At 37.5% G+C, this 23,891-nt stretch carries 20 protein-coding genes and 1 tRNA gene; 11 read left to right on the top strand and 10 right to left on the bottom strand.

What is annotated here, in order from left to right:
• Positions 1 to 460: 460 nt before the first annotated feature.
• The 4 genes from eif1A to METEV_RS08690 are packed head-to-tail and all read left to right on the top strand — an operon-like array spanning position 461 to position 2,894.
• A complete protein-coding gene (gene eif1A, locus METEV_RS08675) occupies positions 461 to 790 on the top strand; it encodes a translation initiation factor eIF-1A (protein ID WP_013195137.1) in 330 nt (109 codons plus the stop codon).
• Positions 787 to 1,566 carry a serine protein kinase RIO gene (locus METEV_RS08680; RefSeq protein ID WP_013195138.1) on the top strand — a complete coding sequence of 260 codons (780 nt, stop codon included), beginning with the start codon at positions 787 to 789 and terminating at the stop codon, positions 1,564 to 1,566. The genes eif1A and METEV_RS08680 overlap by 4 nt, the downstream gene beginning before the upstream one ends.
• 35 nt (positions 1,567 to 1,601) lie before the next feature.
• Entirely contained in the window at positions 1,602 to 2,159 is a 558-nt protein-coding gene (locus METEV_RS08685; protein WP_013195139.1) for a KH domain-containing protein, read from the top strand.
• Positions 2,160 to 2,201: 42 nt separating this feature from the next.
• Positions 2,202 to 2,894 (top strand): DUF1614 domain-containing protein, encoded by a 693-nt coding sequence (locus tag METEV_RS08690; protein ID WP_013195140.1) that lies wholly within the window; start codon positions 2,202 to 2,204, stop codon positions 2,892 to 2,894.
• A gap of 1 nt (position 2,895) precedes the next feature.
• Here METEV_RS08690 and METEV_RS08695 read toward each other — a convergent pair whose 3' ends face one another.
• The 3 genes from METEV_RS08695 to tnpB all read right to left on the bottom strand — a co-directional run bounded on the left by METEV_RS08695 (position 2,896) and on the right by tnpB (position 6,504).
• Positions 2,896 to 3,783: an RAD55 family ATPase gene (locus METEV_RS08695; RefSeq protein WP_013195141.1), complete on the bottom strand. Its 888-nt coding sequence runs from the start codon at positions 3,781 to 3,783 to the stop codon at positions 2,896 to 2,898.
• A 69-nt stretch (positions 3,784 to 3,852) separates the two neighbouring features.
• A complete protein-coding gene (locus METEV_RS08700; protein ID WP_013195142.1) occupies positions 3,853 to 5,220 on the bottom strand; it encodes a dihydroorotase in 1,368 nt (455 codons plus the stop codon).
• A 156-nt stretch (positions 5,221 to 5,376) separates the two neighbouring features.
• Entirely contained in the window at positions 5,377 to 6,504 is a 1,128-nt protein-coding gene (gene tnpB / locus METEV_RS08705; RefSeq protein ID WP_049891292.1) for an IS200/IS605 family element RNA-guided endonuclease TnpB, read from the bottom strand.
• Positions 6,505 to 6,726: 222 nt separating this feature from the next.
• On the opposite strand from tnpB, the gene phoU reads away from it, so the two are divergent.
• The gene (gene phoU, locus METEV_RS08710) at positions 6,727 to 7,377 is read left to right on the top strand and encodes a phosphate signaling complex protein PhoU (RefSeq protein WP_013195144.1); all 651 of its coding nucleotides are present in this window, start codon (positions 6,727 to 6,729) and stop codon (positions 7,375 to 7,377) included.
• Between the two features lie 4 nt (positions 7,378 to 7,381).
• On the opposite strand, the gene METEV_RS08715 is transcribed toward phoU, so the two are convergent.
• Together METEV_RS08715 and METEV_RS08720 are read right to left on the bottom strand one after the other, a co-directional pair.
• The gene (locus tag METEV_RS08715) at positions 7,382 to 10,123 is read right to left on the bottom strand and encodes a DNA-directed DNA polymerase (protein ID WP_013195145.1); all 2,742 of its coding nucleotides are present in this window, start codon (positions 10,121 to 10,123) and stop codon (positions 7,382 to 7,384) included.
• 115 nt (positions 10,124 to 10,238) lie between these two features.
• On the bottom strand, positions 10,239 to 12,869 hold the full coding sequence (locus METEV_RS08720) for an MASE3 domain-containing protein (RefSeq protein ID WP_013195146.1): 2,631 nt from the start codon (positions 12,867 to 12,869) through the stop codon (positions 10,239 to 10,241).
• Positions 12,870 to 13,068: 199 nt separating this feature from the next.
• Between METEV_RS08720 and METEV_RS08725 the strand changes: the two genes are divergently transcribed.
• Both METEV_RS08725 and METEV_RS08730 read left to right on the top strand, forming a co-directional pair.
• A complete protein-coding gene (locus METEV_RS08725) occupies positions 13,069 to 13,536 on the top strand; it encodes a hypothetical protein (RefSeq protein WP_013195147.1) in 468 nt (155 codons plus the stop codon).
• Positions 13,537 to 13,716: 180 nt separating this feature from the next.
• Positions 13,717 to 14,019: a GntR family transcriptional regulator gene (locus tag METEV_RS08730; protein ID WP_013195148.1), complete on the top strand. Its 303-nt coding sequence runs from the start codon at positions 13,717 to 13,719 to the stop codon at positions 14,017 to 14,019.
• Between the two features lie 87 nt (positions 14,020 to 14,106).
• On the opposite strand, the gene METEV_RS08735 is transcribed toward METEV_RS08730, so the two are convergent.
• The 3 genes from METEV_RS08735 to METEV_RS12415 form a co-directional block, all read right to left on the bottom strand.
• Positions 14,107 to 14,511 (bottom strand): DUF1699 family protein, encoded by a 405-nt coding sequence (locus METEV_RS08735; RefSeq protein ID WP_013195149.1) that lies wholly within the window; start codon positions 14,509 to 14,511, stop codon positions 14,107 to 14,109.
• A gap of 625 nt (positions 14,512 to 15,136) precedes the next feature.
• A tRNA-Met gene (locus METEV_RS08740) sits at positions 15,137 to 15,247 on the bottom strand.
• Between the two features lie 25 nt (positions 15,248 to 15,272).
• Positions 15,273 to 15,458, bottom strand: a complete 186-nt coding sequence (locus tag METEV_RS12415; protein ID WP_157197327.1) for a hypothetical protein — start codon at positions 15,456 to 15,458, stop codon at positions 15,273 to 15,275.
• A 283-nt stretch (positions 15,459 to 15,741) separates the two neighbouring features.
• Between METEV_RS12415 and METEV_RS08745 the strand changes: the two genes are divergently transcribed.
• From METEV_RS08745 to METEV_RS08760, 4 genes are read left to right on the top strand one after another with little or no spacing between them, the layout of a single operon-like run.
• Positions 15,742 to 16,122 (top strand): molybdopterin dinucleotide binding domain-containing protein, encoded by a 381-nt coding sequence (locus METEV_RS08745; RefSeq protein ID WP_013195150.1) that lies wholly within the window; start codon positions 15,742 to 15,744, stop codon positions 16,120 to 16,122.
• Positions 16,123 to 16,151: 29 nt separating this feature from the next.
• Positions 16,152 to 17,456, top strand: a complete 1,305-nt coding sequence (locus METEV_RS08750; protein ID WP_013195151.1) for a formylmethanofuran dehydrogenase subunit B — start codon at positions 16,152 to 16,154, stop codon at positions 17,454 to 17,456.
• 5 nt (positions 17,457 to 17,461) lie between these two features.
• Positions 17,462 to 19,189 (top strand): formylmethanofuran dehydrogenase subunit A, encoded by a 1,728-nt coding sequence (locus METEV_RS08755; protein ID WP_013195152.1) that lies wholly within the window; start codon positions 17,462 to 17,464, stop codon positions 19,187 to 19,189.
• Entirely contained in the window at positions 19,190 to 19,948 is a 759-nt protein-coding gene (locus METEV_RS08760) for a formylmethanofuran dehydrogenase subunit C (protein ID WP_013195153.1), read from the top strand.
• Between the two features lie 161 nt (positions 19,949 to 20,109).
• Here METEV_RS08760 and METEV_RS08765 read toward each other — a convergent pair whose 3' ends face one another.
• Together METEV_RS08765 and METEV_RS08770 are read right to left on the bottom strand one after the other, a co-directional pair.
• Positions 20,110 to 20,682, bottom strand: coding sequence for a hypothetical protein (locus tag METEV_RS08765; protein ID WP_013195154.1), 573 nt, complete (start codon positions 20,680 to 20,682; stop codon positions 20,110 to 20,112).
• Between the two features lie 169 nt (positions 20,683 to 20,851).
• A complete protein-coding gene (locus METEV_RS08770; RefSeq protein WP_013195155.1) occupies positions 20,852 to 23,614 on the bottom strand; it encodes an S-layer protein domain-containing protein in 2,763 nt (920 codons plus the stop codon).
• Positions 23,615 to 23,891 lie beyond the last annotated feature (277 nt).

The following is a 23,891-nucleotide window of genomic DNA, read 5'->3' on the forward strand; positions in this document are numbered from 1 at the left end:
ACCACCAGTCAGGATTAACCGAACTGGCAGATCCAACGTCAGACAGGAAAAAACTCCTATCTCCACTTATGGAGGTGATAATAATGTATCAATGATATCCCGGTTTTCGTCCGGAGTACATACATAGGAATTTATGATATATAAACCTTATTGTTAATTAGTTTGTCTATATATTTGGTTATATATTTTGCAACATATATTATATGTTGCCAACATATTTAAACCTTCTCATTTACAAGATTTTAATCAACGAAACAGTTGAGTGCAAACCATTCGCGGGTTTGCTAATGTTCATCTTGCAACTCCCCCAAAATGAGAGTTATATTATATAAAATTATCGTAATTAAATGATTTTATAGGTCACAATAAAGAAACAATCAGGGAAAAAATTAAAACTACGCAACCTTTAACATATCCTGCTACATATTTAAAATAAACAGCAAATTAATGAGGTGTTAACCTGGAAAATAAAGATTCAAATCCAAATCAAAATGAAACAGAAGAACAAGTTAGCAGAGTAAGGACACCAAACAAAAAGAAAGGAGAAATACTTGCAATAGTAGATAGTAGACTTGGAGCCAACAGATTAAGGTTAAGATCTATGGATGGTGTAGTACGAATGGGTCGTATTCCCGGTTCCATGAAAAAGAAAATATGGATAAGAGAAGGAGATATAGTCATTGCTGTACCATGGGATTTTCAGGATTCAAAAGCCGATGTGATCTGGAAATATACCAGACCCCAGGTAAACTGGCTTGAAAAGAAAGGATACTTGAAAGGGAGAGTATGAGTAAAGATTACTCCAAAAAGATTAAAAGTATCGATGATAAGCTTGAAAAAATGCGCATAAAGCGCAAAGATTCAGATTACACCAAAGTCAAAGAAGACGTATTTGACACTCCAACATTAATATCATTATACAACCTTTCAAATAAAGACATACTTTATGCATTAGGTGGAGCTATAAGTACAGGGAAAGAGGCAAATATCTTTTTTGCTGAATCCAGTGATAAGCCCATTGCCCTCAAAATTTACCGAATAACAACAAGTACTTTCAGAGCAATGGAAGAATATATTCTTGGTGACCCCAGATTCAAAAACATAAGGCATGAAAAACGTGATATCATAATGGCATGGACGCGTAAAGAATACAGGAATTTAATACGCGCCCAAAACGCCGGAATAAGAGTACCATCACCAATTACAACTGAAAAGAACATACTGGTAATGGATTTTCTGGGCGAAAATGAGGTATCATACCCACTGCTTAAAGAAGTTAAACTTGACACAGAACAAGCGCACCAGATATATGAAACCATTAAAAGTTACATGAGAAAGCTTTATAAACATGGCAACTTGGTACATGGTGACCTAAGTGAATATAACATAATGATTGACCCAAATAATATTGAACCTATATTCATAGACATGGGGCAATCAGTTACCTTAGACCATCCAAGAGCAGAGTATTTTTTAAATCGGGATATCAAAAACATCACCAGGTTTTTTAAGCGTTTTAAAATCTCTGATTCCCCCGAAGATTTATCTGCTTTTGTAAGAAACTAAATAATTATATAACTAAATAAACAAGGCGATTAATCATGGTGCATATCAAAGTACCCCAAGATAGAATTGGTGCTATAATAGGCCCAGAAGGTAGTGTCAAGGAAACTATTGAGCAAAAATCAGCATCCAAACTCGAAATTGATAGCGATAGTGGTTCAGTAGAAATAACTCCAGGAAATGACCCAGTATCCGGAATGAGAGCATCCGAAACAATAAGAGCAATCGGTCGCGGATTTAATCCCGAAAAAGCGATTCAGTTACTTGATGATGATATGCTGATGCTTGATGTTATAGACATTTCTGATGTGACCAGTACTTCCAAAGAGCTTAAACGTATCAAAGGAAGAATTATTGGCAAAAATGGAAAAACCAGGGAAATCGCAGAAAGTCTGATTAACGTGCATATATCTGTTTACGGCAAAACTGTAAGTGTAATTGGAAAACCCGAGCAGATACAGGCTATAAGAACCGCAATTGACATGCTGGTAGGTGGAGCAAACCACGGAACTGTGTATAGCTATCTTGAGAAAAAACGCCAAGACCTCATACAGGAAGAACTTGAATTTCAGCCTTCAGACATTGATATAGAATAACTGAATATATTTTTATATAAAGAATTTAATTAATAATTGTATATGCGAGGATACATCAACAGGTCTGAAGTTAAAACATTTTCAATTTTTGGCATCACATTACTGGCAATCGCTGTATTATGCTATCAGGGAAAACTGTCAATTGGAAATATTTCTTCACTGCCTCTCTTTATATTTTTGCTCCTTATGCTTGCTGCAAATAATCTGGAAATACCCATTAAAACTGTGCGTACCAAAAAAATAAAGAATATATCCAACAACGCCCAAATCCTTGAACAGCTGTTCTCAGTTCCTGTATTAAAAGAACTGGAAACCAGAAAAGAACTTGTATTTAACACTAAATTAACATTAAATCTCGGCGGATTTGTTATACCCGCTTCCATGATAATATATTTATTATTTACACAGTTCAATGTTGCTGCAATAGAGATTTTCCTTGTCATGCTGGTAGCCACAGTACTACTTGCAGAAATGGTTAATGGTGTAGGTATAGTTGTCCCCGATTATATCGGACTTATATCGGTACCAATGGCGCTTATACTTGCACCAGAAAACGTTGCATATGTTATATTTGTATCAAGTATTTCTGGAATCCTTATTGGCACAGTTATATCGTTTTTTACAATCGACAGAGAGAAAAACGGAAGTGCATACATTAATTTCGGTGGTGTAGGTAGTTTTAAAGCCGTTTACATTATAACTTTAATTGCAGGATTAATGTCGTATTTTAATTAAATCATTCTTTCTGGTTGTTATTTTTCTGTAATCTGTCACGCAATATTTTGGATGATGCATTCATCGAACCATAACTATGGATGCCAGTTTCTGTAAACGTAAACGGTTGAGGCGAAGTATCGATTTTAGTAGAACGCATTTTTTGAACTACCATAACAGACATAGGGGTTGGGTTTATATCATTAGTTGGCACAGTATCTAAAAAGATAATACCGTCCCCAAGAAAATCATAATCATCAAACTGTTTTGTTTCAAGTCCATGTTTTTTTTCTGTAACCATTAATGAAGTGATTTTTTTTCGTTTCAAGCTCCTGTGTACATTCCTCCATGTACCCGCTGTTCTAAATTCTTCAGGATTAGAAAATACATTCAATGAATCAAAGACTACCACATCAGGTCTGTAAGAATCCACAATCTGGGTCATCTCTTCTGAGGTGATTATTGACATTCCAAAAATCTCAAGATATCCTTTATCGATTGCTTCTCCTATATCCCAACCATAACGCATAAACTGTTGTACCAGATGTTCAGCATCCTCTTCAAAGGAAAAAAACACGCATTTTTCATTGTTGCGGATTCGTTCCATAAGAATTTGGACACAGAAAGTAGTTTTTCCGGTTCCCGGTGGACCAGTTACAATAACAGAAAATCCTTTGGGAATACCGCCTTCAAGAGAATCATCAAGGCTTGGTATCCCGGTGCCCATCCTTTTAATATTAACATCTATATTATTCACATCGTGTTTAGCTTTAAAACGGCTGTTGTCCAGATTAAGAAGTGCCTTTTCAAGTACCAGGTTTTTTGCACCCAATTCTTTTTCATACCGTTCAAGAACACGTGATGCATTTTCACTTAAAGTTGTATGAACAGCGAGCTTGTTACGCGTCATATTAAAAAATGGTTCTTTAAAAATATATATAATTTATTATTTTTATGTACATAACCACTTGATTTTTGTTCATTCTGTGTCCATGAGATATCCCCGACCTTTAAGGAAATTACCCCTTCCTCTGGTGGCTGTTATCTCTCCATCCCAGATAATATCTCCCCGGGAGATAGTCAATTGCGGAAAAATTCCATATAATCCGCTATATGGTGTCCAGCCTGCTTTGCTGTGTAAAAAGTCAGAGGAAATTTTTCTCATATCCTGAGGATTTACAAGTATTAAATCAGCATCAAATCCTTCCTTAAATAATCCTTTGTAATTACTATCAAGTCCAAACCTTTTCGCAGGATTTTTACTGGTTACATCAATTACCTTACCCAGCGGGAAAAGATTCTTTTTAACACCTGCCAGCATAAGAGGTAATAATGTTTCTACTCCCGGCACACCTGAAGGGGTGTTTTTAATATCCATGTCTTTTTCAAATTCACGATGAGGGGCATGGTCTGACGCCACCATATCAACTGTACCTTCATTTATGGCATTAACAAGCGCCTGTACACTTTTTCGGGTTCTCAAAGGAGGGTTCATTTTGCCAAAAGAACCCAAATCATCCCATGATTTGTCTGATAAAAACAGGTGATGTGGCGCGGACTCGCAGGTAATACTGGATTTTCTATTTCCTTTATAGGCCATATACTTCTGATTCCTGATAATTCCGAGTGCTTCCGAGGTACTGATATGACAAAAATGTGACTGTGTATCAAAAGAAGATATCATATCAACCGCCTTTTGGACTGCTGTAGACTCACATATATTTGGACGAGCTCTTGAATGTGATTGTGGAGACATATCATTTTTTAATAGCGATTCATTCTTCAGGCGGATATCTTCATCTTCAGCATGAATACAGGCTACAGCCCCAAGTTCTTTAATTTCTGATAATGCCTGATTAAAAGATTCTTCAGAAATATTTAATTCGCCTGTTGATTCAGCCATAAATATTTCACCAAAAGCGGTCGCACCAAGCTCCCATAATCTGGACAAATTATCAAAATTATTCGTAACTCCTCCATTAATCCCGAAATCAACAATTGATTTTTTGGATGCAAGATTCAATTTTTTGTTGAATGATTTTTCATCAATTGTTGGAGGTGCTGTATTTGGATGGTCTATTACTGTTGTAATACCTCCTGCAGCAGCAGAACATGAACCTGTATACCAGTCCTCTTTACGAGTTTGACCTGGTTCTCTAAAATGTACATGGGCGTCAATACCTGCAGGAAGTGTAAGTGCATTATCCGCATCTATCTCCCTGTCCACATGAGATATACGGATATCTTTGGCTATTTTAGATATCTTTCCGTTATCTATCAATACCTCTGCCGGCTGAAGACGATTATTATAGAAAATTCTCGTGTTTTTTATCAGGATATTAGACATACCAGGAAATAATCTTGACAGTGATATATGTATTTAATTATCCAGTTAAAAATGCAAGAAATTAATTCATAGAGTGAACTACCACTTGGCTAAAGACCAAGTGGCTTCCTGTTTCATCCTTTTCCCTTATGGGAACAAGTCCACAGGCACTACCCCTCATCCCGAAGGTGAATTGATGCCTATTAGATTCTGTCTATCCAACGCGAATTTTTTAATGTTAACTGATGCGTTGATGTCCCTATCATGTATCGTTTTACAGTCAGGACATTCCCATTCTCTGTCTTTAAGTTCTAAATCCTGATGATAATATCCACATACATGACAGATTTTGCTTGATGGGTCGAATCGTCCTATCTTGATAATATTTTTACCGTACCATTCTGCTTTATACTCTAATTTCTGAACAAAACTACCCCATGAAGCATCAGTTATATGCTGTGCCAGATTATGATTTTTCAGCAGTCCTTTTACATTCAAAGTTTCCAATGTTACAGCTTGGTTCTCGCTTATCAGTTTATTACTTAATTTATGCTGGAAATCTTCTCTCTGATTAGCAATTTTCTCATGATATTTTGCTATCTGATGTTTCAGTTTCCTGTAATTGTTAGAACCCTTCTTTTTTCTGCTGAGCCTTTTCTGTAATACCTTCAATCTTTCAATTGTATTTTTCAGGTATCTTGGATTATCGATTTTTTCACCGTCGGATGTGACAGCGAAATCCTTGATTCCTACATCGACTCCTACTGTATTAACTTCGTAGAATGTCTGTTTTTGTGGTAATTGTTTGTCGTCATCGACTAAAATACTGATATAATATTTTCCTGTCGGTGTTCTTGTTATAGTCGCAGTCCTTTGTTTACCATCAAAACTTCTATGCAGCCTGGTTTTTATCCAGCCGATTTTAGGTATGTATACTTTATTATTACCAAAATCGACTTTATAATACTGAGGAACAGAAAACGATTGTACTGGGTTTTTCTTGGATTTAAACTTTGGAAAACCTGATTTTTCTCTGAAAAACTTGGTAAAAGCATTTTCCAGGTTAAGAGTAGCTCCCTGTAATGATTGAGAGTTGATCTCTTTCAACCATTCATGATCTTGTTTTAATACCCTTATCTGTTTGTTCAATTCAAATCTTGATATTGCTTTACCATCCTGCTCATAAGATTTGAGTTTGTTCTCCAATGCCCAGTTGTATATGAACCTACAAGCTCCTATATGTTTTGCGATTAACTCCTGTTGGATTTGGTTTGGATACATACGATACTTGTAAGCTTTTAACATACCATAATTATTATGATTTAACATTATTTATATGTTAAGTTATATATTGGACGGTATTCAGCCCTGATGCTGAAGACATCAGGGTTTTCTACCTTCCATTATTATAAAATAGTATCCAAATATAAAATATTAAAAAACAAAAGAGATAAAAAACATTTTTAAAATATCAATTTAAATATACTACCCATAGATACACATCAATGGCAGGGTTTGGTTGGTTAAATGGTCAGAAATGAATACAATAGAAGATTAAGCACACTAAAACAAAACATCTTGAACATGGGAGATACATCCCAAAAAGTTATCATTGATTCCACAAAAGCACTGAGAGATTTAGACCTCGAACTTGCTGATGAGACAATTGAAATGGATAATAATATAGACGACAGTGCTGAAGACATTGAAAAAAGTGCGACTCATTTATTGGCTCTACAGCATCCTCTGGCAGGCGATTTGAGACTCATAATTGCATCCATAAAAGTTGCAACTGATCTTGAAAGAATTAGCGATTTGGGAATCAATATTGCAGAAATCGCAAAAAGTATAGAAGGAGAGCATGTCAAACCCCTGATTGATATACCAAAAATGGCAGAAATTACCGAAGACATGTTGCAAAAATCACTTCAGGCATTTGAAAATCTTGATGTTGAACTGGCAAAAGAAGCCGCTGCCAGAGATGATGAAGTAGATAAACTGTTTTATGGCACATGGATGGAACTTATCAACATGATGGTAGAAGACCCGACACTCATTACCAATGCCACACATCTGCTATTTGTACTACGTTATCTTGAACGTATAGGAGATCATGTAAGCAATATCTGCGAAAGTGTGGTGTATATTGCAAACGGAGAGAGGGTGAAATTAAACTAAAAGATTAAAAATCAAAGAGTGAACTCTGAGATTTTGACCCATTTTTGGATTGGTTTTTCAATCCGTTATCCTCTTCATCTGTTGTTTCTTTATTAGCGTTGTTAAATGATTCAGTTTCAGATGTTTTTGAAAAATCAAACAATCCTTTCTGACGGGAATCATAATCCAGTGTCGCTGAATCAACCCCAAATACGCCAAGTATTCTTTCAACCGGTGGCAATATCTGCTTTTTTATATAATAATCTACATCCAGAGTAAGGTTATTTTCACGGACATATTCTGGGTCTTCAGCACGATTCACAAACAAATCATTACCTGCCACAATTACAAAAGGAACTCTTTCACCGATAGGCGGTGATATACCTGTCCTTTTTTTGGTTTTTTCAATCACAGTCAGATGCGGCTGTTTGCTCTTATAACTATCCTTTTTCTTGGAATAGAGCCTTGTCATTGTAAGGTCATCAATAACATCTTTATCTTTTTGCACATCGATGTTTCTTACCCTGTTTACTACACTTTTTACATATTCAACTGCTTTATCTACATCACCCTCTTTTAATACAAGTTCAAGAACCCTGTTCAATGTCTTTGATGTAAGTTCACACCAGTCCCTTCGGACTGTCTCCATTCCCTTGACCTTTATACTATCTTCCCATTCATCATTTTCCTGTTCAAAAACCCATAGAGCATATCGCTTTTTTGCAAGGAACAGTCCACGTTTTGCAATAGATTCAAATTCAAGTTCCATAGGGTCAGGAAGGGATTGAGATACTTTTTCTGCTATCCTTGTACCCACGCATTCAGCGTCTTCAAGAGATATGTCATTATTATATTCCGGTGAACAATGTATAAAAACACTATCAGTATCCCCGTAAACTACAGACAGATTGATAACATCCTCTGACTCATCCTCAGGTGATATTTCATCTGGGAGGTATGCCTGATTATCTTTAAGAACCACCTTACGGATATTATTATTTATAAGATCACGGGTATTCTGGATGTTTTCCCTACCATAGCTTGTTACCGCGTTGGCAAGAGTTAGACTATAAAGCCGTGCACGTGCATAACCTGAATAACCATAAAAACTGTTTAACAGGATTTTTAATGCAAGTTGTGTCGCATCATACATCCTGTAGGTGTCTCCGTCGGAGATGGATTTCATTTTCTTTTTAACTTCAGACCTCTGGTTCAGTAAAGTTTCCAGAATTGAGGGGACGATTCCTTTTAATACATCTGGATTAACAAACTCTCCACCCGATGGAGGATTTATTGTCTCACCATTAGGATGGTCATTAACAACAACAGTAGTATAACAGAGGTTGTGAGCCATCATTATAGTGGGATACAGGGATTTGTAGTCAAGTATTACAACATTATCCAGCAAGCCTTTTTTCGGCTCAAGAACTTCTCCTCCTTTTATTTCCTCTCCCTGTTCATTATCATCTGGTCTGTTATCGGGTTTTGGTGGAATTACCCTCCCCTGTTTACCAAATTCACGAAACAGTAGGTTTTCCACCATAGAACTCTGTCCGCCATCGACTACATCCTGTAAAACAGAACCACTTACCTGAGACAATGCTATATATTTATCAAGCAGTTGTAATTTGGTAACAAGTTCCAGTGCAAGTTCTGAATCACGTCTGGCATAATCTATAAACTTTTTAGTTTTCTCACCGCCATCGTTCCAGTATTCCACCATCTGATGGGGTTCAACATCGAGTTTTTCTCTTCCAAGCAGTTCTTTGGATACATTGCGAAGTGTATAGCGTTTTAGACTAAACTGCTGTCTTATGAGAGGCAATGTATCCATTACTATCCTGCCGGTCATGGATACCATTGTTCTTGTACCCAGCCGTCGATATGTCATCAGCCTGCCATCACGCCCCACTCTGGGAACTATACTGGCTCCTTTATTATTCAAATAATCTGCTCTGTCCTTGATATAGGGTATATCAAAGTCATTCATGTTGTATCCGACAACAACATCAGGGTCATATTCCTGAAAGATATCAAAAAACCGGGTTAACATATCTTCCTCTTCATCAAATATTTCTATATCTGATTCAACATCTTTCAGGTTTTTACATACAAGAACCAGTGTATTGTTACCTTTATATTCCGGCTCAAAAGAAAGACTTATCATAATTATGGGCGAACTTTCAGGTTCAGGCATGCCTCCCTCAGGTGGCAGGCATTCTATATCAAAAGCCAGATATTTTAATCCAATGTTTGGGATTTTATTTATTTCCTCCACATTGTAGGAGGTTATTATATTGTCACATTTTACATCTCTATCATTGATAGATTCTGATGTAGAAGCAGGTTCAGCAGAAACCAGAGCCATTCCATGTAAACCCTTATCTATCATAAAACGGTTTTTAAACAGGATATCGGTTTCATATACGTCTTCAATACCTTCAAGACCCTGTACATCATCCCTTATTTCTGGAACATTTTTTGGATAAAATGTGGTAATTTTTAACATCGGTTTTTTTGATTCCTGATAACCAATAGGTTCAAATTTTTGTACAGGTTCTACATCCTTGACGGTATCAAATTTGTTTTTTATAAACTGTGGCAGTGTCTGTAGATATGAGTCATCGGCTACATTGGCATAAAAATACGGTTCAAATCCCGGTACAAAACAGCAAACACTGCTACCGTCCTCTCCTCTACCAAAAAGCCGTACCACCGGTTCATCATTATAAATACTGTAATCTGCATCCAATATCTGAAAGTTCATAAGTTCAGGTTAATTTCATACATGATATATATTTTGTTATCTTTTAAATCAATGAAGAACAGACACAACCCAGAAACTGCGAATTCATTTTTAAAAATTTAAATATCGACCTGATTTATTCAACTGCTTCAAATTTGATTGTAAATTTTGTCCCATTACAATTTTCAAATTCCATTGTACCGTTAATTTGATCTACAAGTGAATTTACAAGTTGCAGACCAAGTGAATCGGTTTCGTTGATGTCTACGTATTCCGGAATACCATCTCCGTTATCATCGACAATTAATGTATAAACAGAATCATCTTCAGTAAAACTCACATTAATTTGTCCCGAAGATTTATCAGAAAATGCATGTTTTAACGAATTGGTTACCAGTTCATTGACAATAATGCCAAGCGGTATCGCAACATCCATGTTTAAATATATGTCCTTGATGTTTAGATTCAATTCAATATTGTTGTTATCATCTAAATATGCTTGAAGCAGATAATCCGTAAGAGTTTGGATATAATTACCAAAATCAATGCTTACCATATCACTGGAATTGTACAGTTTCTCATGAGCAAGTGCAATCGATCGGACTCGGTTCTGGCTTTCTTCAAAAGCTTTAATCACACTTTTGTCTTCAAAATTTGTAGACTGCAGATTGAGCAAACTGCTGATTACCTGAAGGTTGTTTTTTACACGGTGATGGATTTCCCTTAACCGCAGTTCATTGGCTCTTTTCCTTTCTGTTATATCCCTTTCTATAGCAAGTATATAATACTGGTTTTCAAGTTCAAAATATTCAGCACTTACTTCCACCCAGAAAACCGTTCCATCCTTTTTTTTGTGGGTAATTTCTTCATCAAACCATTTCTGATCAAGTACACGCTGTACCAAGTTTGGGAATTTTTGAGCTACATCTTCTGTTTCAATATCCATTATATTGGAACCTATAAGTTCACTAACTGTGTAGCCATGCATATTTGCAGCTACCTTATTGGCTTCTATGATATTACCTTCCGTATCTATTATAAAGATTGCATCGCCTGCGTTTTCAAAAAGAAGCCTGTAACGTTTTTCACTCATTTCCAGCGACTTTTCAGTGTTTTTACGTTCTGTAATATCATTTCCTGAAATCAAAATACAGGTTATCTCATAGTCATCATTTTTTACAATTCTACCATTCCAGGCAATGATACGCTTTTCAAGATTCCTATTTACAATTGCGGTCTCAAAATATTCAATTAAACTTACATTTCTCTGAAACATCAGACCCTTGATAACCTTATCTACTTCCAACGCGTATCTTTTCGGGATAAACTCAAACAATGTTTTACCTTTTAGTTCATTTTTACTGTATCCCAGTATTTCGCGCCCAGCTCTGTTTACAAGTTTAATACTAAAATCAGGGTTAAGTGCAATAATAATAGAACCTGCTATGTCCAGATAATTTTGTGCTCTATCTTTCTGAATTTTAAGTTCCTGTGTCCGTTCCTCAACACGTTTTTCAAGCTCATCATGCATCTTCTGGAGCTGCTGTTCATACTGTTTACGTTCGGTTATATCAAGGACATAGCATATAGCGCCACTTATATTCCCCTCTCCATCTTTTGATACGGAACAAGACATCAACGCATAGAACTTTTCACCGGATTTTCTCACCATTTTTATTTCGAATTTTTGGCTGTTGTTAGCACCATTAAAAGAACTGTTGTTAAGATGGTTTGACAGATTACAGTGTTTGTATGAAGGTATGAACTGAGACAAGGGTTCTCCCAATACTTCATCTTTACTATAACCAAAAAGGTGTTCAGCACCTTTATTCCAGCTTAATATTTTCTCATTGGAATCCAGAGTGATTACAGCCTCATGCAACTGGTCAAGTATCTGAGCATGCTTTTTGAAATCTTCCTCCCTTCTTTTTAATTCTCTAAACAGAATATCGTACGGTCTGTAAAATCCTGTATCTATGATAGCCAAGAATATAAAATAAAACGAAAACAATTTGAAGTAGTGACCTAAAATGTTTAAAATTCCGTAAACATCAACGTAGAGAGTAAATGTAAATTCAGCAATAATAGTCAAAAATATGGATAAGGACAGCAGGTTCTGCACATATACACTAAAATACGCTCTGTATCTGTACAAAAGAACTAATGATCCCAGTAGTATTATTGAGATGATGTATTCACTTATTATTTTAAATGCTGTAAGACCTACACCTTTTATATAACAATCAGGGAATACTCCCCAGTGGAAAATAGTTAAAAGCAGGATGAATGATACCACTGCAAATAAAAGAAAAACCACTCTATAATCGGTTTTTCTGGACAAATCCAATTTTATACTTTGTTTAAATTTGCTTACAAAAAAAACCGGCGCCAGCAGTAAAGATATACTTTCAATATATCTTGCAGTTACCCATACTTGTGTAGCCAAATTTGACCCTAACGAGGAGAACACACCCATATTTTCATACGAAAGGGTATGAAGAATATCAAAACCGGCTACAAAAAAATATGCTATTCCTATAAAAATAAGGTAATTGTTTTCAAGAAAATGTTTTGATTTTAAAACCAGTATAAAAACCATCAAAGCTATCAGGATACTAAAAAGTTCCACAAGAACATGAAAAAGCAGGTAATTGGATAGACTTATAAAGTACAATGACCCGAGCACCACTATCCAGAGAAAAAGTTTCTCATAACTGATTTTGCCAAAGTCAAGTGTTTTGAGCTTAGTGATTATATCCGGTTTCATAAAATAAACTTATAAGTTTTTGATGATTTAACACTACAACAATTCTTCTATTACATTTAACCCCTAATATAGAATTGAAGTGATATATTCCGGTCTATCTTTATTATTTTATAAAAGCATTACGTGATAATTTCATCTATTTTTTAAGTTATAAAACTATAAGATAAAATATAATATACAAAAAAACATTTGTTATATTATGTACAATGAATTCGAGTTTGCGGGCGTTATACCTGACACTACCATTGATAGAAAAGAAATTAACCTGATAACCGAAAAATCCGATTATGTGGTTGCAGAAACAAAAAAAATCTACCAGCATCGAAAAAACGGCAGCTATTTTCATTACAGATATTTGATTTCTGTCGAGGATTATGGTGGTGGAAAATGGAAAATGGAATTATATTTAAATCCGATGCCCTCATCTCTGAAGAATCAGTATCAAAACTATCCGGTCAGAATTTCTCACAAATTTATCAACGCTCCCAGATACAGTGATAAAGTTGATGCTTTTATTTCCTACATAATCCTTGTTGCAAGTTGCATAAAAGATATAGATGCAAATATTGACAATTATCTGGATTCTTACTCTGATACCGAAGGAAAGACAATGTGGGAACTTTTATATCCTGTTTTAAATATCAAAAATATGCAACCTTTAAAATGAAAGGTGTAAGTTTTCTAATAGCACCATTATCACCTAATATTTTCCAGTTGGTTTAATTTCCTTTTCTACTGTTTTATATTTTTGTGATTTGAAAAATAAATTTAAGTTCTGGCAAACTAATAGGTAAAGTCAAAGGATTGATATCCTACATGTTAATGATTTTCCATCGTGGGGGAGGGAATGGTTAACAATAATAAGTACAACTCAAAAGATTATAAAGCTTTGAGAAAAGCCATAAAACAATGTCTGAAAAATTCAGACATCACAATCGGAGAATTAGCAAACCGTTTTAATGTAAGTAAAACACTTGTCAGAGAAATCAAACAGGAATTAAGACGCGAAAACGATACTAATTACCAACGCATACTCCCAGATAAAAGTGACTGGTTTTACTGCTACAAAAGTGAAACATATACACCTACATGCAACTATAAATCATGTGAACATTATCCGTGTAAAGAGATGAAAAATAAAAATAGCTAACAAATCAGGGTTTTGGTTTAATAATCCATTTTTGGAATAAATCGAATTATGTTATATATTTAAAAATTAAAAATAAAAAAGAAGTGGTTAAGCAACCTTTTGTTCAATCAAAAATTTTACAAAATCTGGGCTTAAGTTTGTTTCATATTCCATTTTTTCAAGGATTTCATTTTCTGAAAATCCCTTGTGCTTAAGGTCTTCTATTTTGTTGTACACGTTTTCAGAAACTTCAGAATATTCATTTATATCCTTTCTATGACCCCAGACATCGCCTTCAAGCAACTCAATGCCCTGCATATCCAGAAACATTTTTGCAGATTCTGATAGTGTCTGTTTATATGATTTTGATAAATGTATTGCCTTAAGATTCGGGCAACTGGACACTATCGAAAAAACGTCTTTGTTGGATGGTCTAAAAGCCATATGTATTATTTCATCTTTCTCGTTCAGGTCTTTTATTTCATCTTTTGTACTAACTACTCGAATTTTCATGATATCCCTTACTACTATTTTTTGATATCTTTAATCTTTAATAAAAAAATTTCAGATACCACATACCAATTCCAGTTATACTATCTTAAAAATTTATCTATTTGTTTACAAATAGAAATTATTTGATAATACACACAGTTTTTTGAAAGCTTTAAAAATTAGCGATATGCAGATATGGAGAATGAGGGGAAAACTCCATATCTGTGATAAATACAGCTTTGCTGGAAGTGGGGTTCATCATCCTTAAGGTAGGAGACAAACCGGTTTTTATGTCTGCCCAATCTGTGAAATAACAACACATACACAGATTAACCGGTATTTGCTAATTAACCTTCTACCGTGAACTACCACTTGGCTAAAGACCAACTGGCTCCTTAAATTAAAAATTTAAGGATAACTTTAAATCTATGATTTAAAGTGCTTCCTGTTTCATACTTTTCCCTTATGGAACAAGTCCACAGGCTCTACCCCTCGTACCGAAGGTGTAAATTGTAATTTTGGTTATCAATTACAATTTATTCAAATATTGTTCTTTATAATATTAAAAATTAATTAATAATATTGATATCATAAAAAGTTCAACCTTTGAGAAAAAGGTAAATAAATTTAGAAAAATATAGCTTAATGCCCGGAGCGTGACTCGAACACGCGGTCTCCAGATTTCTCAGGAGATTTAAGACGCCTGTTATAAACATCCCTATGAGTCTGGCGCCTTGACCTGCTAGGCCATCCGGGCATACAGGTTTTATACTATAAATCCGTTATAGAACGTTACGACTGAAAGAACTGAAATTATATGAATGTTTGGGTTCTGACGTACTCCAACGGATAAATCCGTTGTGTTTTGTGGTCGCCATCCATCCTGGCGTTGCCACTTGCGGGGCGCCAGTACTCCCGTACGATGCATCACTGTCTGCACCGCATCGTTTGTGCTCGAAACCAAGCAATAATTGGATGGAATTTGGTAATACACAAACAACCGACTGAACAATGTCTTATATCAGGCAGCTTACTCAAAGCAACTGTACACAGAAGGCATTGTTGTATCTATAGAATTATATATGCTATAACACAATTAAAAATTGATGGTTAAAAACAGTAAAAACAAAACGTGAAAATAAAAACGTAATTTTTAAACCAATAATTATTAAACATAATACTACATCCAATATAAGAATACAGGAAGTTGTAATAAATAATCTAACTTACACAATATGAAGAGGTAAAAATATGGTACTGGAAGTAAACCTTATATCAGCAAGAACTGCTTGGCAGGGTTCTTTTCTTGAACATAAGATGAATAATGCATATTTTAACGAATGTGCCTATTGTGAACTGAATTCAAATGACTTTAGCAAACTCGGTATCAATGAAGGAGATTACATAAAAGTAAAAACCGACTATGGGGAAGTTGTAGTTTATGCTAAAATAAATGATGACAATCCGGAAAAACTGGGTCACATACCAATGGGTCCGTGGTCCAATGCTGTCCTGAATCCCGAAACTCATGGGTGCGGTATGCCGGGTTTTAAAGGTGTAAATGCTACTATTGAACCTACCGAAGAAAAACCGCTCGATTTAAAATCGTTAATCAGAAGTTACTGTGAATAATTTAATTATTAAAAAGGAGAAAAGATACAATGGCAGAAGTAATAAAAGATGCAATTTGTTCTTTCTGCGGAACACTGTGTGATGATATCACAGTTACAGTTGAAAATAATAAAATTACCAATGCAGAACGTGCCTGCATTCTCGGTCAAAACAAAATGGTTGGAATGTTTGAGCACGGGAGAATCGAATCCCCGATGATAAGAAAAGATGGTGAACTTGTGGAAGTATCCTATGATGAAGCTATAGAAAAAGCTGCTGAAACACTGGTAAATTCCAACCGCACTCTTTCTTATGGATGGGCATCAACATCCTGTGAAGCCATACGAGAGGGCATCCAGCTGGCAGAAGAGACAAGGTCTGTAATTGATTCAACAGCTAATGTGTGCCATGGTCCTTCTGCTCTGGCAATTCAGGAAAAAGGGCTGCCTGCCGCAACTGTAGGTCAGATGAAAAACCGTGCTGATGTAATAGTTTTCTGGGGATGTAACCCAGTGCACGCCCACCCGAGACACATGGGCAGATATTCCTCCTATGCCAAAGGTTTCTTCACACCAAAAGGAAGGAAAAACAGAAAAATAGTTACCGTCGATGTCAGAAATACCGATACAGCAAAACTTTCTGATAAATTAGTACAGGTCGAGCAAGGCAAAGACCTATTATTATTAACTGCTATCAGGTCAGCAATTAACGAAAATGAGGATGTAATTCCTGATTCGGTTGCAGGTGTATCAAAAGATGATATTCTGGAAGTTGCCGACACACTGAAAAATGCCAATTATAGCTGTATATTCTTCGGTATGGGTACAACCCAGTCCCGTTCAAAATACAAGAACGGTGACGCAGTATCCTCACTTGTTGCAGACATCAACCAGCATTCAAAATGTGTCATGCTGAGTATGAGAGGTCATTATAATGTTGCAGGATTCGGACAGACTGCTTTATGGGAAGTTGGTTTCCCGATGGCTATAGATTTCTCACACGGTTATGCCTACTACAATCCGGGAGAAACCGGTGCCAATGATTTACTTTACAGAGAAGAGGCTGACGCCGCTCTGATTGCTGCTGCAGACCCAGGTTCCCATTTCCCACAGAAATCTGTCAGACAACTGGCAAATATTCCACTTATCCAGATAGACCCATTCGAAAACCCAACCACCCATATTGCAGATGTTGTGATTCCTTCAGCTGTTGTGGGTATTGAAGCTGAAGGTACTGCATACAGAATGGACAACATACCACTGAGGATGAAGAAACTGGTAGACACCGAATTTAACAGTGACGAACAGATTGTAAGAGACCTCATTCAAAAGGTAAGAGAACTCAAACAGAGGTGAATTAAATGTCTGAATTATTAATCAAAAATGCAGCCGTCTGTGATCCTGTCAACGGTGTTGACTGCGATAAGATGGACCTGGCTGTCAAAGACGGAAAAATAGTAGAATCAACCAGCCTGTCTTCAAATGCCAAAGAAATCGATGCTGATGGCAGACTTACTATGGCAGGTGCATTCGACGGACATACACACTGGGCTGGAAAAATCAATGTCGGAAGGATGATGAGTCCCCACGACATGCGCAGAAACCCCATCCCCGGATTATCAGGTAAAGAAGCACCTACAGAGACCACAAGAGCACAAGCAGGATATGCAACACCAAACACCTATGCTATTGGTTACCGCTATGCAAAACTGGGATACACCACCGCTACTGAAGCTGCATTACCTCTGCTTAACGCACGTCATGTACACGAAGAATTTGAATCCATACCTATTCAGGACAAGTTAGGGCTCTCTCTTTTTGGTGACAACTGGATGGTAATGGAATACATAAGGGACAACGAGCCGGAAAAACTTGCCGCCTATGTTGCATGGGCTCTCAAATCATCCCGCGGATACGGTATCAAAATCGTAAATCCTGGTGGTGGTGAATCATGGAGCTGGGGTAAAAACGTTACCGGTCTCTATGATAATGTACCCAATTTTGACGTGACACCTGCTGATATACTTCTTGGCCTTGGTAAAACCAATGAACGATTGAACCTTCCGCACTCGGTGCATATCCACTGCAACAATCTCGGTAAACCGGGCAATTATGAGACCACCCTTGAGACCATGAAACTCATGGAAGACAACATCAAACCCAAGAGAGACAGGCAAGCAGCTCATTTCACCCATGTACAGTTCCATTCCTATGCAGGCGATGGATGGAGAGATTTCAAATCGGGCGCACCAATGGTTGCGGATTACCTGAACACAACAGAAAACCTGACTTTTGACCTTGGACAGGTAATATTTGGACCTGCCATGACAATGACTGCCGACGGTCCTCTGGAATACGCCAATTCACGTATGCTTCATGAAAAATGGAGCAACAAAGATGTAGAGCTTGAAGGGACTTCTGGTGTTGTACCAATCGATTACAAAAAGAAGGTCTTTGTCAATGCTGTACAATGGGCTATCGGACTTGAACTGGGTCTTCTTGTAGATGATCCATGGAAAGCCATGTTTACAACAGACAATCCAAACGGTGGATCATTTGTAAACTATCCTGAAGCCTATACGTATCTTATGAGTTCCAAGAAACGGGATGAGATCATGTCACAGTTTACAGACACCACGTTTGACAGAATAAAACTACCAGATATCGACAGGGAACTCAGCCTGTATGAACTTGCGATAATGACCCGTGGTGTCCCTTCAAAGATATACAGCATGCCTCAAAAGGGCAACCTCGGTGTAGGGGCTGATGCAGATATAGCCATATATGACCTGAAACCCGATGAAGTGGATACTACCGTTGAAAATGATAAAGTGGTCGAGGCATTCAGGGGTACAAAATACACCATCAAGGACGGAAATGTTGTAGTTAAAGACGGAGACATTGCATCCTCACCTATAGGTAAAACCTACTGGGTTAACGCCACCAATATACCAAACGGTGAAACCGAGAATATGCATGCAGAACTTGCACAGAAATTCAAGAGATACTATACAGTACAGCAATCCAACTATATGGTAGAAGACGAATACATACCAAGACCTGTAGAACTGGAAATGGAGGAAGCCTGAATGCAGACCGTAAATCTGGAACTTAAGGAGAAAAACAGTATACCTGTAGAAGCTGAAAACATCAAGCCTGATGTTTTTGCTTCAAAATCGAAGGAAGAAATTGAAGACATTGAATTGTGGCACGGTAAAAAACCTGTCAAAATCAGTGAACTCTTTGATGTAGAGGTAGACGGTTCTGATAGTGCTGAAAACGTTAAAATCATAATGAGTGGTGATTTCTCCCGGATGAAGCGTATCGGACAGGGTATGAACACCGGTGAAATGGAAATCAACGGCAATGTTGACATGCACTGCGGATGCCACATGAGCGGCGGAAAAATTACTGTCAACGGTGATGCGGATAACTGGCTCGGTAGAGAGATGACCGGTGGAGAAATCGTTGTCAATGGTAATGCCGGTTATTATGTAGGCAGTGGATACCGTGGAGAAGGCTGCGGTATGGGCGGCGGAAAAATCACCATCAATGGTGATGTCCGCGACTATCTCGGTGAACACATGTGCGGTGGAGAGATACTGGTTAATGGAAATGCAGGGCTTTTACCTGCGATTTCAAACAACGGCGGCACGATAATCATCGAAGGCAACTCCACTATGGCTGCTGTCGAGATGAAAAAAGGTACTGTTGTTGTCAAGGGTCAACTTGCCGAACTGATGCCCTCATATAGAGAAGAAGGTACTGAAGAATATGAAGGAGAAACCTACCGCAAATTCACCGGTGACGTGAACGTCAACGGCAAAGGTGTTCTTCTGGTAAAATAATCATGGGCTTTGTTATTTGAGCCCTCCAATTTTTATTTTATTTTAATTTAAAATTTTTCGATACTCTGTGTAATCCTAAAACAAGGACTGCTAATTACATGTTGCAGACTTAGGATAAGAAATTTTTAATCTCTAAATTATTAAAATAAAAAAGGAAAGTTTTAGTAACCTGTAGCTTCTGAGAACTGACGGGTTACTGTATAGTCATCGGTGTTGCCTTCAACTATAAACACAATGCTTTTGTTGTTCCATGTGTATGTATATCTTGGAACCTGATTGCCACCTTCTATAATGTATTTTGTGATCTGTGTTGCAGTATGGTTGTTGAAGGATTTCTCCAGAAACCTGTTGCTGTTATTCAGCGGTTTAAATCCGGATTTGTACTCCTTGATAAAGTTTTGTGCTGATGATGAATCTTCAAGTTCTACTGCTGTGATGTGTACTTCTGTTCCACCTAAGTTTTTGTAAATACTCTCTGCCGCATCTACGATTCCCGATACATCTGCATAATCTTCTCTGATTTCACCGGCATCTTTTGACGGTGAACCGAGATAGGTAAATCCTGACGGGATGTTTTTGTCAGCAATCTGTACCATCTGGCTGATATTTGACTGCATACCATCGGTCTGTCCGTTATCACTGTTTCCTGTATCCATGCAACCTGATACAGATACTGCAAACAATACAACTGCGGTGATTAAAATAAGGCTTAATTTGGTTTTTATCGTTTTCATGTATAAACACCCTCTTTTTTTATTTTTGAGGATGAATGCACATGTAGATATTTTAATATATCGATTTTCAAAAACAAGCAATCGGACAAATTTAGCAAAATGAGTTTTATTTATAACTGGAAAAAAGAAAAATCAGGAAGGAATGATTCCTTCCTTACTTATTTTTTATTTAGTTTCTGTTCCTTCTGACAAGGAATGCTATTGCAAGGAGACCGGCAATTGCGAAGACTGCTTCAAAGCCTGGTACGCCATTGCCTTCACCATCTCCTGGTTCTTCAGCAGCATCGACTGTAATTGTGGTCTCTGCGGTGTCCTCACCTGCGTCATTGCTGACGGTCAGGGTTACAGTGTACTCATCTGCTTCTTCGTAGGTGACTGTTGGGTTTGCCTCAGTTGAGGTTTCACCGTTTCCGAAGTCCCATTCATAGTTCTCTGCATTTTCGGAGTTGTCAGTGAATTCAACTGTCAGTGGTGCAGTACCGGATGTGGTGTTTGCACTGAAGTCTGCTGTCGGCATTTCTGGTTCTTCAGGTGTGCCTTCTGGGTTGACAGTGATTGTCTCTTCAGCAGTGTCTTCACCGGCATCGTTGGATACTGTCAGTGTGACAGTGTATTCACCTGCTTCTTCGTAGGTGGTTGTTGGGTTTGCATCGGTTGAGGTTTCACCGTTTCCGAAGTCCCACTCGTATTCATCTGCGTTTTCAGACTCATCGGTGAATGTTACCTCGAGAGGTGCATTACCAGACATTGGACTTGCAGAGAATGCTGCTGTTGGCATGTCCTCTTCTGGTTCTTCACCGGCGATGGTTTTTTCTACATATGGGTAGAATCTTACATCATCGCTGTCAGCTACCTTGAAGTAGATATCTTCCATAAGGTGCTGTTCACTGTCATCTGACAGTGTTATTGAACTGCTGAGTATCATATCGATGGTGTTACCGTCAACAGTATCAATTTCCATGTTGCCATAGCTGTCTTCGGATTCAAGTTCAATTCCATCATCAGCGATCTGCCAGACACCTTCAATGACTGCAAGGCTGTCTACCTGACCCTGGAATACTTCATCGATGTTGACTTTGAGTGTTACAATGTCATCTTCACCCATTACGTCCTGGTCATAGGTCCAAGTGTTGGTTCCTTCTGTTACTGTAATGACCTTGTCATCTACGAATTCACCATCTTTGGTGAGTTCGAGCCAGACCTTGTCACCTTCTACATCTATCTGCTGTGGTGTAATTGCGTAGCCATCAGCAAGTTCGAGTGATTCTCCTGTCCTTATGGTGTGACTGGTGTCATCGTCCATAACGAGTTTGGAGAGTTTGTCGGCTTCATCCTCAACGATTGGTACATATTCCTCTGCAAGGAAACCTATCTTCTGGTAGGTCCATGGGTTGCTCTCGTTATTGTTGAAATCAAATTCTGACTCTATACCACTTACTATGGTACTCTTATATCTTACATCGGATGGGTCGTCACTAAGTTGTCTATCAGTATCACTTAAGTGGCCTACATCAACCATAAGTTTTTCAGAGTCCCTATTATCAGCGAGATCATACCAGAATCCTGCGAATGAATAACCAGTTTCACCTTTTGGTGTCCAAGTTATTGTACCCAAATCATTAAACTCAGATTCATTGGCTACTGTACCTCTTACTTCATAAGTACCTGGTTCTGTAATAGACCTTGTCAGATGGAATCTGAGTTCATCTGCGTCAGCAGTTGTGAAGTGTATATCTTCCATCACATTATAGGTATCGTCTTTATTCAATGTTATTGAACTGCTAAGTATCATATCGATGGTATTGCCGTCAACAGTGTCAATTTCCATGTTGCCATAGCTGTCTTCGGATTCAAGTTCGATTCCATCATCAGCTATCTGCCAGACACCTTCAATGACTGCAAGGCTGTCTACCTGACCCTGGAATACTTCATCGATGTTGACTTTGAGTGTTACAATGTCATCTTCACCCATTACGTCCTGGTCATAGGTCCAAGTGTTGGTTCCTTCTGTTACTGTAATGACCTTGTCATCTACGAATTCACCATCTTTGGTGAGTTCGAGCCAGACCTTATCACCTTCTACATCTATCTGCTGTGGTGTAATTGCGTAGCCATCAGCAAGTTCGAGTGATTCTCCTGTCCTTATGGTGTGACTGGTGTCATCGTCCATAACGAGTTTGGAGAGTTTGTCGGCTTCATCCTCAACGATTGGTACATATTCCTCTGCAAGGAAACCTATCTTCTGGTAGGTCCATGGGTTGCTCTCGTTATTGTTGAAATCAAATTCTGACTCTATACCACTTACTATGGTACTCTTATAGAGAAGTGCTTCTGTATCATCTTCAAGCTTTTTGTCACTAGTTGATTCAGATACATTGACAATTATATTTTCACTTGACTCATCGTCAGCAAGGTCATACCAAAATGCTGCGAAGTTGTCAGAGTTTGCTTCAAGGGTTACAAGACTGTCTGCGATGCCACTTCCTAATGGACCATTACCATCTCCAACAGTTTTACTTAATCCGTCTATGGTTTTAAATACTACCTGTGCATCTTCATTGTACAATCCTGTTATAGTAACGTTGTTTATTTCTGCAGTGGTTGATGTATTAATATTTGCTAGAACATTGTTCTTGAAATCTCTCCAGTCACTGAAATCACTCAGTTCACCATAAGTTGTAGTATCGTCAAGATCCCAAACAGTGTTATCAGTTATACCCCAGCTTCCTGCATCTTTACCTAATGTAAAGGTTTCAGTTGTAGTACCATCATGTCCAATGGTAACATTTACTTCATCTGCTTGCATGTTCCACACTGGACCTCTAACGTCAATCTGGTCCACTGTGTGTTCTTCGGCACTTGCTGGGCTGACCATTGCGAACAATGCCAGTACCATCAGGGCTGACAGTGCCATTGTTAATATTTTATTCATTTTAATCCTCCTTTCAAAGTTTTATTAGTTTGTTAGTTGTATATAGGATAGCTGTACACAAGAGTCTTCTGTATTTTGAAAATTTGAAATGCCAGAAGTTCTCCATTCAACCCTCCTATATTTCATCTATTAGGAATACACTATGTAATAAAAGGGTGCATTATTAAATCTTTTGTGGTCTCTTTGGACTAAATTTTCGCAACGCACAGACAAAAATCGATTTGTTTTACGGCTAATGTCGAAATTGTAATACCCTTGTGATATAAAACATGGTGAA

The organism is Methanohalobium evestigatum Z-7303 (assembly GCF_000196655.1).
GTDB lineage: Archaea > Halobacteriota > Methanosarcinia > Methanosarcinales > Methanosarcinaceae > Methanohalobium > Methanohalobium evestigatum.